The sequence below is a fragment of the Rufibacter roseus genome, from assembly GCF_001647285.1.
GTDB lineage: Bacteria > Bacteroidota > Bacteroidia > Cytophagales > Hymenobacteraceae > Nibribacter > Nibribacter roseus.
The window spans coordinates 51,372-67,778 of record NZ_LRML01000010.1; the positions used below are offsets into that span (position 1 = coordinate 51,372).

Below are 16,407 nucleotides of genomic sequence, written 5' to 3' on the forward strand. Positions count from 1 at the left end.
TGTTTTCATAAAAACAGGCCCAAAACGTTTTAAGGCCTTGGGGCTACAACTCTATTCTGTATCTTTACTAACATCCTTATTTTTAACGTATGACTACCCGTTCCTCTAACATGCTGCTGAACTTCATGTTGGTGATCTCGTTCCTGATTATGATGTGGCGTCTGGAAGACTCTAACATACTGGTGACCCTGTTGTCATTCCTGGGCTTTATGATGTTTGTAATCCTGAAGATTTTGATAACACTCCGTCAAAAAAAAGGGGATCCGCCTAAATAGCCTCTACTGACAAGGAGCATGTTCTATTTTTTCATTCTAATTGCCGATAGATGGAATCTTTCTTTTTAAACCTGTCGCCTTCTACCTCAAATCAACCAGCAGTGGCCCGTATGTATTTGGCCATGGCGGTGGTGTTCTTTTGCTTGGGCGGGTACGGAGTGTTTAAAGAATACACTGCCGGAGAAAGAGACTTAGTGCAGTACATTCTGCCCTTGCTGCAAATGGCTATTGCCATAGCCTACCTGTTTATTTCTATAAAGAGAAGGAAGGCTGGCGGAACCAGGTATGTGCAGGTAACTGAGGAACGTTTAGAACTGAAACTGATGCCCAACCAAGCTCCGCTCACGCTGCTTTGGGACACCATTAGCCTGCTGCGCGTGCAGCATGACCGGCTTATTTACCGTCTGTCCTCCGGCCAAACCGGTGAAATAACTTTTGATACCATACCCGAAGAATTCGAGGACGCGGTACGCAACGCCATTCGGGAGGCTGGCCGCAAGAAAGGCGTAAGCCTGTGAGTTTTTGATTTGATTTCCGGAAAACAGGTATAAAACAGAAAGCGGTGGCTCCAGAGCCACCGCTTTCTGTTTTATACCTCATCAGTTTCTGTTGCTGGCTGTCAAGCTGCTGAGGTGCTGCAAAACGGCTGTTATGAACCCTGCCTCCGTTGAGCCGTAAAAAAGAGAACTACACTAGTACGCCATCAGTACAAAATCTAACTATGAAAAACTATCTATCCACTTTATGCTGCTCTGCTGCTCTTCTTTTTATGACCAGCTGTGGCGGTTCTTCTGATTCTACTTCTGTTGATGCCGCAGGTAAACACAACGAGAACCTGCTGGAAAGCACCGGTAAGTCAGAGAAGGCAGGTTGGTTTGTTGCCGAGACCGCCAGTAGCAATTTATACCTGCAGGAAATGGGCCGCCTGGCCAGCAGTAAGGCTACTGATCCGCAAATCAAAGAATTTGGCCAGGTGTTGCTAAGCCACCATGAGCAACTAAATAACCAGTTAAAGCAAATATCAGATCTCAAGAATCTCATGACTCCTAGCAGCATGGGCAACAATCATCAGAAAGCATTCAACCAGACACTAGAGCAAACGGGTCAGGAATTTGACAAAGCGTTCATAGAGAAAGTGGAGAAAGAGCATGAAGACCTGATAGAGAAATTTCAAGAGTTCACAGAAGATGGGGCTGATGCAGAATATAAAAACTTCGCCTCGCAGGCGCTGCCAACTCTTCAGGCACACCAGAAAAGGGCGCAGGCGTTGAAAGATGCTCAGCCATAACCTTAACCCTCATTACGCTTAAGTAAAGCTGATCTGAAAAGACTGAATTAGAACGTTAAAACTTCTCTACACCATGAAATATATTTTGATAATAGGCCTGGCTTTGGGAATAAGCAGCATGAGTTGCCAAAGAGCCAGTACTTTCACACCCTCGGTAGACACTGCGGCCAATGCCTCTGTTACGCCTGAAAGAGAGCAACAATTACCCACCAGTACAGGTGTGGTAAACGGCAGAGCGCTTACTGACCCGGTGTTTATAATGGAGGCTGCCAGCAACAGCCTACTACAAATTTCCTTAGGCCGAACGGCGCTTGAAAAAGCAACTAATGCTGAAGTAAAGAAATTCGCTCAAATGATGATAGACCATCATTCTAAAGAAGACTCAGAACTTAAAGCCATCGCCTCTGAAATAGGAACTAACCTAACTCTGACGTTGCTGCCCCAGCACCAACGCGTGGTAGATAAACTTTCAGAATTGCACGGAAAGAAGTTTGAAGAAGAGTACATGGAAGAAATGGAAGCGATTCATGAGCAGCAGGTAGCCACGTATGAAGTGATGAGCAACAGTGCTCAAACTGTTCGGGTAAAGGCCTACGCCATCAGAATGCTACCCCTGCTGCGTACTCATTTGTTTGAAGCAGACCGCGTAGAAGATATAGTTGACTAACCGCCTATTGCATCAGAAGAAGATATCTAATGGTGCTTACTATAAACAAATATAGAACAAGCCCGAAACGCCCTCGTATATCATAGCAGGAACTATGAATAAAATAACAATGAAAAAAACAACTTTAGTAATGATGGCTGGCGCTTTGATCTTTGGCGCTGCATGTACTGGTACTACCACAGAAGGTACTACCACCACAACTGCTGAAACGACAACTGATGCCACAGCTGGCAGTGCTACAAGCCCTGGGGCCGCTGTTGCCGGATCTTCAAATCCTAACGCAACAGCCACTGGCACGGGTACAGTAGGAGGGGCGGATGATGTAACGTCTGTGACAAACTTAAATGACCCAACATTTTTAGTTACTGCGGCTAGTGCCAACATGCTTGAAATTGAGGCAGGCAGACTGGCAGTGCAAAATGCCGCTAACGCAGAGGTGAAACGCTATGGGCAGATGATGATTGATCACCATACTGCCGCCAGCAAAGAGTTGATGACCGTGGCGCGTCAGCTGAATACTGAAATACCAAACGTGTTGCTGGCGCCTCACCAAGCAATGCTTGATAAGGTGAAAGGTAAAACAGGAACCGCATTTGATGAAGATTACATGGACATGATGGAGGCCAGTCATAAAATGACCATTGCTATGTTTGAGGCAAAGTCTAATAATGCTGAAAACCAAGCAGTAAAAGCCTTCGCTACTAAAACGTTACCTACTTTGCGCGCTCACCTAGAGGCTGCAGACCGCCTGGAAGGCACGGTGGACTAAAACACTGGAAATATTTTTTACTGAGGGAGCCAATTGTGCGTATAGCATAATTGGCTCTGCTTTTAGTAGAGAAGTTCTGAACATTATGAGCGGAAGAAGCGCCTAAACAAATGCCTTTTTTTAGTGCGGAGAATAGCTTCTATATTTGCAGCTCTAACTACAACCGACTAAGATTTTAAATACATAGCCATGAAAAAACTGATGCCTTTCTTTGCAGCCAGTGCCCTTTTCTTAGGAGCTGCCTGTAATACCTATACTTCTACTACTGATCCAGATGATCACGGCAGTGGCTGGGGATTGACTGGAGACCAAAAAGCCACCGGGCACACTTCTAGCCGCCCGGTTGCGGAGGCGAACAACAACGCCACCTTTGAGAATGCTAGTACGGTAGCGGGCAGAGACACAACTGTAAATACGCCGCAGCCAGAGGCAGACAATAAAACCAAAACAAAAGGATCACAGACTCCACAAGGAGTGGAAGAATAAGCTTATTCGGCTACTTTATTGAGCTGAGAAGAACAGAGCTATTTTAACAGAACCGCCCTTGCTGCTTTGGCTGCAAGGGCGGTTCTGATTTAGGGCTGAATTCCTGAAAACAGGGCAGAAACGCTACTCTGCTTTCTTCTTTCTTCCGGCTTGTTTCTTTTCTTTAGGGGCAGAATCAGCGGCTGGTGTGTCTTCTTTCTTTTTACGCCCGCGCTTCTTTGGTGCCACCTCTGGAGCCTCTTCCTCTTCTGCCGGTTCTTCCACGGCTGGGGCCGGAGCATCTACATAGTGGCTGGTGCTTAACTCCTCTTTCAGGAACCGGGCGGTGTAGCCTATTGTAGATTCTGCCACTTCCTCTGGGGTGCCTTGCGCTACTATAGTGCCACCTCCGGCACCACCCTCTGGCCCAATGTCAATGATATGGTCAGCAATCTTGATCAGGTCCATGTTGTGCTCAATCACCAATACGCTATTGCCCTTGTCTACCAGGCGGTTTAACACATCGTTCAGGTGCTCAATGTCCTGGAAGTGCAGACCGGTGGTGGGCTCATCCATAATGTAAAGCGTGCGGCCGGTATCTTTCTTAGATAGCTCCGTGGCCAGCTTCACGCGCTGCGCCTCGCCACCAGAAAGGGTAGTGGCCTGCTGACCCAAAGTGATGTAACCCAAACCAACATCATTCAGCGTTTTGATTTTGCGCAAGATGCGGGGTTGGTACTCAAAGAACTCCACGGCATGCTCCACAGTCATGTCCAGCACATCAGTAATAGACTTGCCTTTAAAGCGAACTTCCAGCGTTTCACGGTTGTAGCGTTTGCCTTTGCAGGTTTCGCAGGGCACGTACACGTCTGGCATAAAGTTCATCTCAATGGTTCTGATGCCGGCTCCCTCACAAGTCTCACAGCGGCCTCCTTTCACGTTAAATGAGAACCTGCCTGCCGCGTAGCCTCTAATTTTCGCCTCTGGCATAGACGCAAACAAAGCTCTGATTTCAGTGAACACACCGGTATACGTAGCGGGGTTAGAGCGGGGCGTACGGCCAATGGGGCTTTGATCCACCTCAATCACCTTATCAATGTGCTCCAGACCCTCTATGGCTTTGAACGGAAGTGGCTCCCGCTTGGCATTGAAGAAGTGCTTGTTCAGGATAGGGTACAGCGTGTCATGAATGAGTGACGATTTACCGCTGCCCGACACACCCGTCACGCACAGGAGTTTGCCCAACGGCAGCTCCAGCGTCACGTTTTTCAGGTTATGACCGGTGGCTCCGCGTAAAATCAAACTCTTTCCGTTGCCTGGTCGCTTCTGTTTGCGCACCGGAATGCCCCGGCGGTTACTCAGGAAATCGGCGGTGGTGGTGCCGCTTTCCATCATTTCTTTTGGTGTACCGGCCGTTACTACCTGACCACCATGCACACCCGCACCCGGACCTATGTCCACCACGTAGTCGGCGTTCAGGATCATGTCTTTGTCGTGCTCCACCACCACTACACTGTTGCCCAGGTCACGCAGGTCTTGCAGGGCCTTGATGAGCTTCTCGTTGTCGCGTTGGTGCAGACCAATGCTTGGTTCATCCATGATGTACAACACGCCTACCAGCTGCGTACCAATCTGCGTGGCCAGCCTGATGCGTTGGCTCTCGCCCCCGGAAAGGGTGCGTACCGAGCGGTGCAGGTGCAGGTACTCCAGCCCCACGTCTACTAAGAAACCAATCCGCTTCCGGATTTCCTTGAGCAGCTCGCGGGCGATGAGGTTTTGACGTTCGCTCAGGCGTTCTTCCAGATTAGCCATCCAACCGGCCAGCTCAGCAATGTCCATTTCGGCCAGCTGACCGATGTGCTTGTTGTCCAGTTTAAAGTGCAGCGATTCTTTTTTCAGGCGATAGCCTTCACACTCGGGGCAGGTGCTCTGGGTGGTGTATTCCTGAATCCAGTTCCGAACGTTCTCAGAGTCAGACTCCAGTTGCTTCTTCAAAAAGCTCATGACGCCCTCAAAGATGAACGGCTCACGCTTGCCCTTGGGGTCTTCCTCTTCAAAGCCGTAGAGCAACTGGTTCCAGGCTTCTTGCGGAATGTCAGAAATAGGAGCGGTTAAGCTGGTTTTATGTCGCTTGAGCAAGGCCGTAATCTGGGAGAAGATCCAGATGTCACGGTACTCGCCCAGCGGCGCAATACCACCCCGGCTGATGCTCACGCTGCGGTCCGGCACAATAGATTCCTCGGTCAGTTCCTCAATCTCGCCCAAACCGTTACACACCGGACAGGCTCCGTAAGGGGAGTTGAATGAGAAGGTATTTGGAGCCGGATCGTCATAAGCGATACCCGTGGCCGGATCCATTAAATGGCGAGAGTAGAACTGGGTTATGTTGGTATCTACATCCAGGGCCAGGGCGGTGCCTTTGCCATGCTGCAATGCGTTCTGGATAGAGGTTGACAAACGGTAACGGTCTTCTATGCTCGGTACCAGCTTGTCTATCACAATTTCAATGTCGTGGATTTTGTAGCGGTCTACCTGCATCTTGGGCGTGAGCTCTACCAGTTCCCCGTCAATACGGGCCCTGATGAAGCCCATCTTCCGGATCTGCTCAAACAGCTCGCGGTAATGGCCTTTCCGACCCTTTACTACGGGCGCCAGAATCATGGTGCGCTTGCCGCTGAAATGCTCCAGTATATGGCTCACAATCTGGTCATCAGACTGCTTCATCATCTTCTCACCCGTCACGTAGCTGAATGCTTCGGCGGTACGGGCGTAGAGCAGGCGCAGGAAATCGTAAATCTCGGTGATGGTGCCCACGGTGGAGCGGGGGTTGCGCGAGGTGGTTTTCTGCTCAATGGAAATAACCGGCGACAGGCCCTCAATCTTGTCTACCTCGGGCCGTTCCAGGCCGCCCAAAAAAGAGCGGGCGTAGGCCGAGAATGTCTCCATGTACCGGCGCTGGCCCTCGGCGTAAATGGTATCAAAAGCCAGTGAAGATTTTCCGCTACCCGAAATACCGGTAAAGACTACCAGCTCGTTGCGCGGAATTTTAATGCTGATGTTTTTGAGGTTGTGCTCGCGGGCTCCGTACACTTCAATAAAGGGTACATCCGCGGTTAGGTTATTATTAGCTACAGGCGTAGCGTCAGTATCTTTTACAGACATCCGTAATCAGTTCAATTTAAACAGCAAAGGTAGGTATTTGCTCGCTAGAAAAGCAGCGGCAAACCCATCTCTTCTTAACCGATTTCAGGGCAGAATAGTTTGGGTAGAGGGAGAATGTTTTTAGATGTTTGGTGGTGGTTTGTTGTGGGTGTTTTGAGGCTGTTTTTGGAAAAGGAGGCCGGAAACGCTTTTGGCACAGACGCTCGCAGGTCCTCCGGACGCTACGAGGTCTTTTGAGATACGGCTATTTCTTTGGAGCTCAGATAAGCAGGTCTCATACTTTTTTCATTCCCTCTTCTCCCTCTCTCTCCTCTTTTGTCATCCTGAAAGGATCTTGTGGGCGTACTAGGGAAGTGGTGGCTATTATCTATTAATAGGTGGTGGAGGAGGAGGTGCATCTGGCGGCGGAGGTGGCACGGCCATGAAATCATCAAAATCAAGATTAGAAAGAATTCGCCCTAGAATACTGTCTTCTTTTAAATTGACTTGAGTTTGAAAGGCATGAGTTTTTGCACTGGAATCAACAATGGCTTTTACCACCATATTTAAATCCTGAAAAGCCTGCTGATGGTGAAAAGCCAAGGCTTTGGTAAGAGTGTCTGATTGGAGGAAAACTAAATAGGAATTTCCACAATATAAGGTTCCTTCTTCATAAGGAGGAATATGATTGCCGGACGGGAAAATCATGAAACCTTGAAACCAGCTTAAAATTTTAGGATTCTTGCTTAGTCCATAAACCCGGCCAGATAACTGTGATCTTGTCGTGTAAATAGCTGTGTCGTAATGCGTGACTCTTTCATAAATTACAATACTATCATTTTCTAAATCAATAAAAAGGTACTTAGCGATGCCATGACCTTTGTTTTGTTCATTGGCAGAGTCAGTGTAGCCAAGAGTAATCAAAGTAATGCTTTTTTCTACCGTATGCTCTGTATTGCCCTTCATGCCACAACTGTAAAAGCTGCTACACCATGAAATCACTAACCAGATTTTTATTAAACGGATAGCCATAACAATTACTATAAAGCAAACCTCACCGGAATCACATACATTGTAGGAACGGCTTTCCCTTGGCACTTTCCCGGAATCCAGAGCGGCATGAGGCTTAGAACTCGTAGTACTTCCAGATTGGCTGGTTCAAAGAGGCTTTTCAGAATTTTGGCATTGGTTAATTTTCCATCAGGTTCTACTACAAAAGATGTCACTACAAATCCTTCATAGCAGCCTCTTGTGTTAGAGGGATATCTTATATTTTTAGAAATAAATTTAAACATTTCAGAAAGCCCGCCCGGAAAGCTGGGCATGCTATCCACTTGTGTGTATACCTGCCGGTTGGTAAGGGAGTCCAGGGTGGAGGTACATTTTGCCGGAGCGGTTTGTCCAAACACTTCTGAACCCAAGCTCAAAAGGTAGAAGGAAATGCAAGTCCAGAACAGGAGGGAAGAAAGGCGCATAGGTTCAAGATAGCTAAAACTCCTTAGCTTTACTAACTTCCTGTTTTCGGCCTGCTTTTCAAAAAATAAGCTAAAAAATAGGAAGCGGACATAGCGGCTAACAGCATGATAAACCCATAGATACGGTAGTTACCGCACTACCTCTACCCAGCCTTTTAGGGTGCGCCCTTCTTGGTTGTGCTGCAAATAATAAAGGTACGTGCCCTCGCTAAAACCCTCCGCGGCCCAATTATTCTGATAATGGTCTGTTTGGTATTGAACTTTGCCCCACCGGTCATAAAGGGTCAGTTGCCATTTTTCGCCAGTGGTTCCAGCGTTAGGTTTAAGGAGCCCGTGGATGAAGAAGGTATCATTGACGCCATCGCCGTTCGGCGTAATAATGTTGGGAACGAATAAACCCGCCACGCAATTTTTGAAGTTGACCGTAATGGCATCGGTCTGGCTGCAGTGCTGCAAAGAAGCCGTGACACGGTATGTGCCAGGTTCCTTGATAGCGTAGGTAGGACCGGTAGAGCCGTCTTGCCAGAGGTAGGTGACATTGGGCAGAGCTTGGCCCACGGTTAAAACATCTCCTGAACAGAGTGTGGTATCAGAGCCCAGCTCAATGGAAGGTGGCGTTAAATAGTAAACTAGAATCTCGTCTCTACCGGTGCAGCCCAAAGCATTAGTGACTTCAACCCAATAGGTACCAGGTTCAGAAACCATGAAGATGGGTTGGGTAGAGCCGTCCTGCCATTTGTAAGTAGCATCAGATTGGAAAGCATTTAAAGCCAGTGTCTGTCCTAGGCAGAGCGTGGTGTCGTTGCCTAAGTTAACAGTAGGCGGTGGAGTAAAAATGACGTTCACCTCGTCTCGGGAAGTGCAGCCATTAATGGTTATTTCCTGCCAATACGTACCACTCTGCTTCGGGAAAAAGCCGGCATTGGTAGAGCCGTCTTGCCAGCGGTAGGTAGCGCCTGGCAGAGTATGGCTACCCAGAAATAACACTTCTCCTTCGCACAGCTGACGGTCAGGGCCCAGATCTATGTCTGGCAGAGGAATGAACCCTATGGTTATGGCGTCTGTACTGGAGCAGCCTGACTGGTTAGTAACGGTGACCTCATAGGTGCCGGGCTCGGTCACGGTAAAAGTAGGGTTGGTAGAGCCGTCTTGCCAGATGTATGTTACATTGGGGAGCGTTACATCCAGCAACAAAGTTTGACCCTGGCAAAGCTCTCGATTTGGACCTAGCTCAAGAGCAGGAACGGGCAGTAAGGAGACCACAACTTCATCTCTGGAAGTACAGCCGTTGGCATTGAAAACATCCACCCAGTAAGTGCCTGCCACCCCCACGGTAATAGTGGGTGAAGTGCTGCCGTTGCTCCAGCGGTACGTAGCACCTGGCGTGGTGGCATCTAACACTGTTCTACTACCGGGGCAAATAAATTTGTCTGGGCCAAGGTTGACAACGGGCACCGGCAGAATGGTCACGGCTATGGAATGTTCCTCCACCTTGTCAGCAAATGTGCGGGTGAGTTTTACCGTGTAAGTACCCGGTGCGGTAAAAACATGTGTGGTTGAAAGGGAAGTAGAAGAATTAGCTGAACCAGAGGTCGGGTCACCAAAATCCCAGCGGACAGAAAGAGGGCTTTGGCTAGCGGATGTTTCATGGAAGGTAAATTGAGTCTCGTCCCCGAAGCAGGTGTTAGAGAAGGTAATGCCATTAGCAGGGCTAGAAAAAAAACTCTGGACATAGGAAGGAAGCCCCAAAGTAGAAATGCCCCCGGCCAAATTGACATTTCTTGCCAAGTAAATACTTGCAGTCCCTTTTTCGTTAGGTTTTTCAATAACTCCTAACCCAGTGGGACCGGCCGCATAAATTTTATGGTCCGGACCAAGCTGAAGTGCGTATATGGCATTCGCTCTTAGGGAAGTAGCCGTTGCGGAAATGGCCTCGGCAGTGCCGGCGGTTATATCTAGTTGTATAATATCAAAGTTGCTGCGTTCAGATACATAAAGTTTAGTGCCGTCAGGAGAAAACTCGGCCCCATAGCCCTTGGGCACCGAGGAAATGTTGCGCCTGTTGGAGAGTTGGCCCGTGGCTGGGTCGAAATCATAAAGGTCTACCGAAACCGTGGAAGAAACAGCCACTTTTTTGCCGTCTAAAGAAAACCTAATGTGCCCAGCCGCATTTTCACCATTGTTCCCTGGGTTGTAAACTGGCCCGATGCTGCTGATAACCGGCGTAGCAATTGGCCCGGCAGATGTAAGCAAAAAGGCTATAAAGTGATTCGTGCCCAATTCATGGGCTAGAACCCAGATGTCACGTCCGTTGGCATGTAAGGTGGCCGCCATCATCTCCGTTGTGGGCGCTTGCAGCAACTCGTTTTTAGTGACCACTTCGCCCAAACCATTTTGCCTGCTTAAATCTACCACAGAATACCGCAAGCCGTTGGGCCGTCCTTGATAATCTTGGGTAAAAACGTGGTATGAATGCGTCTTGCCCGGGGTGGGGGCAATGATAACTGCTTGGGTGGTGGAGGGATGCCCAAAAAGTCCAGTGCCGTTCTCCATGACCTGGTGATTCTTGTTCCAGATGGTAAGGCCGTCTGAATAGAAAAGCAAGTTACCGTTGGCATCAGAAATGGAAGCGCTTCCTTCGTCTGTTGATAATTTCCCGTCAGTTAATGGAGTGGGTGGCGATGTGTTGAAATTAAGACCAGCGTTTCTGCCAAAGTACCAGTTGTTGTTGTATCGCTGCGCCTGCGCACCATAGAAAGAAAGTTGCATGGCGACAAAGGCCAAAAACCAAAAAGAAAGAAGGTTCAGACGAGAAGTCATAAGTTAGAACCGCCAGGGTGACAGCTAAAATAACGATATTAAAATAATTTAAGCAATAGAAAATGAACAGATTAGGGTAAGGATCTTCAGGTCATATTCTTCGGGTGATGATAAAGAAAAGTCTTGAAAATATGTCTGCCGTGGTACTGATGCACAACAGGAGCTGAGCCTGAATTCCTGTTTTTGATCTGTTTTTTTAAAAGAAGGCTGAAAACAGTTTAAGTAATCAGTTGGGGGTGGTGTAACTTGAGGATACAATCTAAACCGCAAAAAAAGAAAGTGAAATTGTGCACGAATGTGGCAAGTACCCTCCATTCCAGTGAGGGGCGCGCTAAATCGCATTTATAAAATATTGAATTCTTGTCTCGTTCAGATATTCCCCCACCTTTAAGGGCGGGTTAAACAGCTTTAACGAAAAGTGCTTTAATTAGAGACTACGCCTCTAGCAGCACAAATAAATTAGATTTTAAGCTACAGTTACCGCCCCACTTCTACCCAACCTTTGAACTCCCTGCCGTCTTTGTTATGGCGCAGATGGTAGAAATACACTCCCTCACTTATTCCCTGAGCATCCCAGTCGTTCAGGTAGTTTTTGTTTTCATAGAGTCGCTTGCCCCAGCGGTCAAAAATGGTGAGTTCCCACCTTTCGCCTCTTTCCTCAAGGGTTGTAGAAATGAGTCCCATGATAAAGAACGCATCATTGAGACCGTCGCCGTTGGGAGTAATGATGTTAGGGATGAACAGCCCGCCCACACAGACCTTGAACTTAACGGTGATGGCATCGGTCTGGCTACAGTGCTGCAGTGAGGCGGTGAGACGGTAGGTACCGGGTTTCTTTATGGTGATAGTGGACTGGGTGGAGCCGTCTTGCCAGAGGTAGGTGACGCCGGGCAATACCTGCCCCACCACTAAGCTGTCGCCGTAGCAGAGGGTGGTGTCATTGCCTAGTTCTATGGTGGGCGGGGTGAGGTAATGCACTTTTACCTCGTCTCGGGTGGTGCAGTTGAACTCGTTGGTGACCTCCACCCAGTAGGTGCCGGCACTGCTCACTGTGAAGTTTGGTTCCGTACTGCCGTCTGGCCATCTGTAGGTGGCGTTGGGGCGGGAGACATCCAGCAACAGGGTCTGACCTTCGCAGAGGGTGGTGTCGCGGCCAAGGTTCACCAAGGGCAGCGGGTTAAATGTCACGTTGACCTCGTCTCGGGCGGAGCAGCCGTTTATGGTCACCTCCTGCCAATAGGTGCCGCTGGCGGTGGGGGAGAAGGTGGCGTTGGTAGAGCCGTCTTGCCAGAGATAGGTGGCGTTAGGCTGCGCACTACCCAACACTAAAGGCTCACCGGAGCACAGCACACGGTCTGAGCCAAGGTTGACCGCGGGCAAGGGCTTATAGGACACCTCCAAGGCATCGGTTGAAGAGCAGCCGTCGGCGTTGGTGACGGTCACTTGATACCGACCAGCGGTTGTGACGGTATAGGTGGGGCTTGTGCTGCCATCTTGCCAAAGGTAACTTACTCCTGTAGTAGTGGCGTCTAAAACCAACGTTTCTCCTGCGCAAAGCTGGCGATCTGGTCCTAATTCTACCTGAGGTACGGGTAAAAGCGTGACAACAACTTCATCACGGGCGGTACAGCCACCGGCAGTGACTTCAACCCAGTAGGTGCCGGGTTGGCTTACCTGTAGCGTGGCCTGAGTGCTGCCGTTGCTCCATCTGTAGGCGGTGGCGTTAGGAAGGGTGGCATCTAAAATGGTGCTACTGCCAGGGCAAATAGCTCTGTCGGCTCCTAAATCTACCGCAGGCAAAGGTTTGATAACTATTGTAGAACTGTACTCTTCCAGGGTAGTTTCAACCGTGCGTGTAAGCTTTACGGTGTAGGTACCGGGTGCGGAGAATTTGTGCGAAGGGGCCAGTAGAGTAGACGTGTTGTCAGGCCCTGAGGCAGGATCACCAAAGTCCCACACCACAGAAACTGGTACTGTTAAGGGAGGTGCGTTTAACGAGAAGCGCGTGTTTTCACCAAAGCAGAGGTTTGAGAACTGTAGAGAATAATCATAGTTGAAGAAGCTCTGCACAAACACCGGAAGGCCGCACATGCTCAATCCGTCTCCTAAGAACAGGCCGCGGTCGGTGTAGCGGCAGGCTATGCCTAAGGCATTGGGGTTTTCAATTACTCCTAAATGCTGGCTGGTAGGTCGGGCTACGTATATCTTCAGGTCGGGACCTACCTGTAAGCTACCGCCCACGTACCGGGTGGCGCCATCTTGCCCAATGCGTGAGATTAATGTGGCCGATGCGGCAACTTGTGCCGGAGAGCCTGCTTTTAGATCTACCTGAAACAGTTCAGTGTTGCCACTGGTGGTAATGTATAATTTAGAGCCATCTGGTGAAAACTCTACTCCGTACCCTCTTACTATTTGAGTTACCTTAATGGGGTTAGACACTTGACCGGTGGCAGGGTCAAAATCATATACCTCGGCCCCAATAGCAAACGAAGCGACGGCCAGTCTTCTTCCGTCCGTTGCTACTTTCATGCAGCCAATGGCGTTTGAGCCACTGTTGTCTGCTGTATGAATTTGTCCGGTTTGGCTAATGACAGGCTGTGCTGAAATACCCTGTGCCGAGATTAAGAAAGCCCTGAAGGAATTGTTGCCGTAATCATGGGCTATTACCCAAATGTCGGTGCCGTTGGCATGCCGCACTGCGGTTAGCATCTCAGAGACTGGTTCTGAAAGAAATATGTTTTTCTCTGTTACCTGACCCATGCCCGCCTGCAGTGTCATGTCAACGACAGAGTACCTAAGTCCATTGGCTCGGGCGTTGTTATCGTTCGTGAAAATATAGTAGCGCTGGCTATTACCAGGTGCCGGTATGGCTACTGCCGCCTGCGCGGTAGACCCGTTGCCCATCAGGCCGGTTCCGTTTGCCATGACCTCGTGCTGGCGGTTCCAGACGGTGAGGCCATCGGTATAAAAAAGCAGATTACCATCATTATCTGAAATAGTGGCACAGCCTTCAGAGGTGTTCATGGCGCTGTTTTGCAAAGGAACGGGGCTGCCCGAGGAGAAGTCAAGGCCTGCGTGATTACCGAAGTACCAAATAGCACTTTGTTTCTGGGCCAATGCCTGAAAAGCAAAAAGCCATAAGAATGCAAACCCACCTAACAGACGAAGCCGCCAAGATGGAAAAAGAGAAGCTCGCAAGAGAACCTAGTAAATTGTGATGGATGGGGAACACAAATTTACTGAATTGGACTTCAGATTAGCAATAGATTGGTGGTTTTCAATTTATTACAAATACGTTTTTGAATGCTGTTTTTGCCCTGTTTTCTGAAAAGGAGGGTAAAAACAGAAAAAGAGCCTATAGTTGCTTTATTCCGTTTTGATCTGCCCAGCGGGCTAATATTCCCCAGCCGTTTGCGGTAGATGCCAAAGCCAGCAGCATTGTGTTCTTTCCTTTCTTTAAGGGTAAAAAAACGGCAGTAGTTTGAAGCTGCTTGTCTATGTCTCCTCTAAAGGTTCGCCCTTTCGCCCTGAAGCTATTATCGCCGGAGAAGAGAGGCGCCTCATTCAGGAAGATTTGGATCTTGTTGGAATAGTCAAAGAACAGCTGTTTGGTTTGATCATGGTCAGAAAACACCTCCACCTTTAGCCACACAAATTCTTCTGTGGCGTTCTGGTGATTGGGTTCTGCCTTTCTCAGAAAGTGGGCGTCTAGATTCAATAAGCCCGACGGTTCTGGTGTGAGCTCTTTCCAAGAAACCTTAGATAACAATGGCTGGGGAAAAGCAGGAGCGTTTGGATCTGGAACTGTTTGTGCCGGCGAAACCTGCCAGCGCATAATGGTATTAGCTGGGGCGGTAACCGTTGCAACAGCAGAAGCCAAGGCTGTTTCAGGCAGCGGAGTGAATTGGAAGTTGTTGAAATAAGCCCCTCCAATGGCTTTTACTCCAAATTGCCCCGAAGACTGACCATTGAGTTTCAGATCAGGGATAACCAGAGTGGGCTGCGTAGCATCATTAACGTACACCGTGGCTGAATCTCCTTGTACCACCACTTTCAGATGAGTCCAAGAACTTAAATCAAAAGTGGAAGTAGCCTGAAATTCGGGGTACAGAACCCACGAGGTGCTGTTTTGGTGTACGGGCGAGTACTGCAGTGCATCGGGTTGCCCCGATTTATGCAGCCGAAGGTACACTTCTTCATAGGTGCCCTGGCCGTTGTGCCGGAAAACCAAACCAGCGAATCCGTTGCCGTTGTCATCGGCTATGTCTACTTCTAAAATGCCGTTCTGTAGCTTTTCACTACCCAGCAGGGCCACTCCCTTTTCAAGAAAAAGGCATTCTTCCCCTTTAAAATGCACCATGCCCGCGTTGCCTGCCGGTAGCTGCCAGCCAGAAGGTATAAAATCTCTTATGTGGTTGGCGGCGGCTGTGCTTACTATTGCCCAAACCATTAAAACCACTGCCCCTACTTTTACTTTCATCTCTTGCTTGCTCTTCATGTGAAACAGACAATGCAAAGGTGGAAGAAGTGGAGAACTGGAAACAGGTCGTTTTTAAAGAGAATATGGTCATTTTGCTACGCATGGGCAGCTGACTGCTCTCGATAGCTTTTAGGAGTAAGGCCGGTGCCTGACCGGAAGAAACGGTTAAAGTTGGCGGTGTCTGAAAAGTGCAGGGAAAAGGCAATTTCAGCCACTGTTTTGGAAGTATACAAAAGCTCACGCTTAGCCTCCAGTAGCAACCGGCCTTTGATGAGTGAAGAGGCCGTGGTGCCGAAATAGCGGCGTGTCATTTCATTTAGCTGCACGGGGGTAATGTGCAGCAGATCAGCGTACTCCTGTACCTGGTGGTGCTGCCGGAAGTGGGCTTCCAGCAACTTCCGGAAAGAGTAAATGAGGTGGTTGCCCTCGGTGTCGGCAACAGTTCGGTGCTGCTGGGCGTACAGGCGGTTCAGCCAAACCAGCATCTGGTAAAACAAGGCCCTGATCATGTGCGGACTGTCGTTTTGCAAATGCCGGAACTCCTGCTCAATCGCCTCAAGGTGCTGGGTTAGCTGCTGAAATTCTGCTGCCGAGGTGCACAGCGCATTGGGTCTGGCTTGATTATGGAAGAACTCGAAGCGGTGCAAAAACAGCGGATCATTGAAAAAAGCCGTGGTGAAGCCTTCTTCAAAGAAAAGAGTGTAGCCTTGCACGGGGCTGATGGTTTGCCAGCGACGTACTTGGCCAGGGGTGGTGAAAATAATTTTGCCCGGTTGTAAGTCGTGTTGTACCTGATCTAAACTAAACGTGCCGCTTCCATGTGTAACAAAAAGAATGTCATAGAAAGCTAGCGTATGCGGTGTTTGGTCAAGTACAAAGTTCTGCAGGCTTTCTACCCGTCCCACGTCTAGCAGCAGCTCCGGTCCGTATTTGTTCCGGAGAAATTGAAAGTGCTGTATGTCTTGAGGCTGAGGCATGTTCGCCGTTGAAAATATACAGCAAGATAAGTAGTACCGGCAAAATAATA

13 protein-coding genes are annotated in these 16,407 nt (G+C 49.0%); 6 read left to right on the top strand and 7 right to left on the bottom strand.

Going from position 1 to position 16,407, the window contains the following annotated elements:
• Positions 1-89 precede the first annotated feature (89 nt).
• The 6 genes from A8O23_RS15135 (at position 90) to A8O23_RS15160 (ending at position 3,485) form a co-directional block, all read left to right on the top strand.
• Positions 90-275, top strand: coding sequence for a hypothetical protein (locus tag A8O23_RS15135; RefSeq protein ID WP_066622771.1), 186 nt, complete (start codon positions 90-92; stop codon positions 273-275).
• Positions 276-325: 50 nt separating this feature from the next.
• Positions 326-793: a hypothetical protein gene (locus A8O23_RS15140; protein ID WP_066622774.1), complete on the top strand. Its 468-nt coding sequence runs from the start codon at positions 326-328 to the stop codon at positions 791-793.
• 203 nt (positions 794-996) lie between these two features.
• On the top strand, positions 997-1,563 hold the full coding sequence (locus A8O23_RS15145; RefSeq protein ID WP_082883091.1) for a DUF4142 domain-containing protein: 567 nt from the start codon (positions 997-999) through the stop codon (positions 1,561-1,563).
• Between the two features lie 73 nt (positions 1,564-1,636).
• Positions 1,637-2,230 carry a DUF4142 domain-containing protein gene (locus A8O23_RS15150; RefSeq protein WP_066622781.1) on the top strand — a complete coding sequence of 198 codons (594 nt, stop codon included), beginning with the start codon at positions 1,637-1,639 and terminating at the stop codon, positions 2,228-2,230.
• 109 nt (positions 2,231-2,339) lie between these two features.
• On the top strand, positions 2,340-2,999 hold the full coding sequence (locus tag A8O23_RS15155; RefSeq protein WP_161486749.1) for a DUF4142 domain-containing protein: 660 nt from the start codon (positions 2,340-2,342) through the stop codon (positions 2,997-2,999).
• A 189-nt stretch (positions 3,000-3,188) separates the two neighbouring features.
• A complete protein-coding gene (locus tag A8O23_RS15160) occupies positions 3,189-3,485 on the top strand; it encodes a hypothetical protein (RefSeq protein ID WP_066622786.1) in 297 nt (98 codons plus the stop codon).
• 123 nt (positions 3,486-3,608) lie between these two features.
• Here A8O23_RS15160 and uvrA read toward each other — a convergent pair whose 3' ends face one another.
• From uvrA to A8O23_RS15195, 7 genes are all read right to left on the bottom strand, one after another.
• Positions 3,609-6,626, bottom strand: a complete 3,018-nt coding sequence (gene uvrA / locus A8O23_RS15165) for an excinuclease ABC subunit UvrA (RefSeq protein WP_082883093.1) — start codon at positions 6,624-6,626, stop codon at positions 3,609-3,611.
• Positions 6,627-6,989: 363 nt separating this feature from the next.
• A complete protein-coding gene (locus A8O23_RS15170) occupies positions 6,990-7,571 on the bottom strand; it encodes a hypothetical protein (RefSeq protein WP_066622789.1) in 582 nt (193 codons plus the stop codon).
• A gap of 74 nt (positions 7,572-7,645) precedes the next feature.
• On the bottom strand, positions 7,646-8,080 hold the full coding sequence (locus A8O23_RS15175) for an energy transducer TonB (protein WP_066622791.1): 435 nt from the start codon (positions 8,078-8,080) through the stop codon (positions 7,646-7,648).
• Positions 8,081-8,209: 129 nt separating this feature from the next.
• Positions 8,210-10,900, bottom strand: a complete 2,691-nt coding sequence (locus tag A8O23_RS15180; RefSeq protein WP_066622792.1) for a PKD domain-containing protein — start codon at positions 10,898-10,900, stop codon at positions 8,210-8,212.
• A gap of 477 nt (positions 10,901-11,377) precedes the next feature.
• Positions 11,378-14,098, bottom strand: coding sequence for a T9SS type B sorting domain-containing protein (locus A8O23_RS15185; RefSeq protein WP_153042230.1), 2,721 nt, complete (start codon positions 14,096-14,098; stop codon positions 11,378-11,380).
• Positions 14,099-14,255: 157 nt separating this feature from the next.
• Positions 14,256-15,398 (bottom strand): family 16 glycoside hydrolase, encoded by a 1,143-nt coding sequence (locus A8O23_RS15190; protein ID WP_066622802.1) that lies wholly within the window; start codon positions 15,396-15,398, stop codon positions 14,256-14,258.
• A gap of 77 nt (positions 15,399-15,475) precedes the next feature.
• Entirely contained in the window at positions 15,476-16,357 is an 882-nt protein-coding gene (locus tag A8O23_RS15195; RefSeq protein ID WP_066622804.1) for an AraC family transcriptional regulator, read from the bottom strand.
• Positions 16,358-16,407 lie beyond the last annotated feature (50 nt).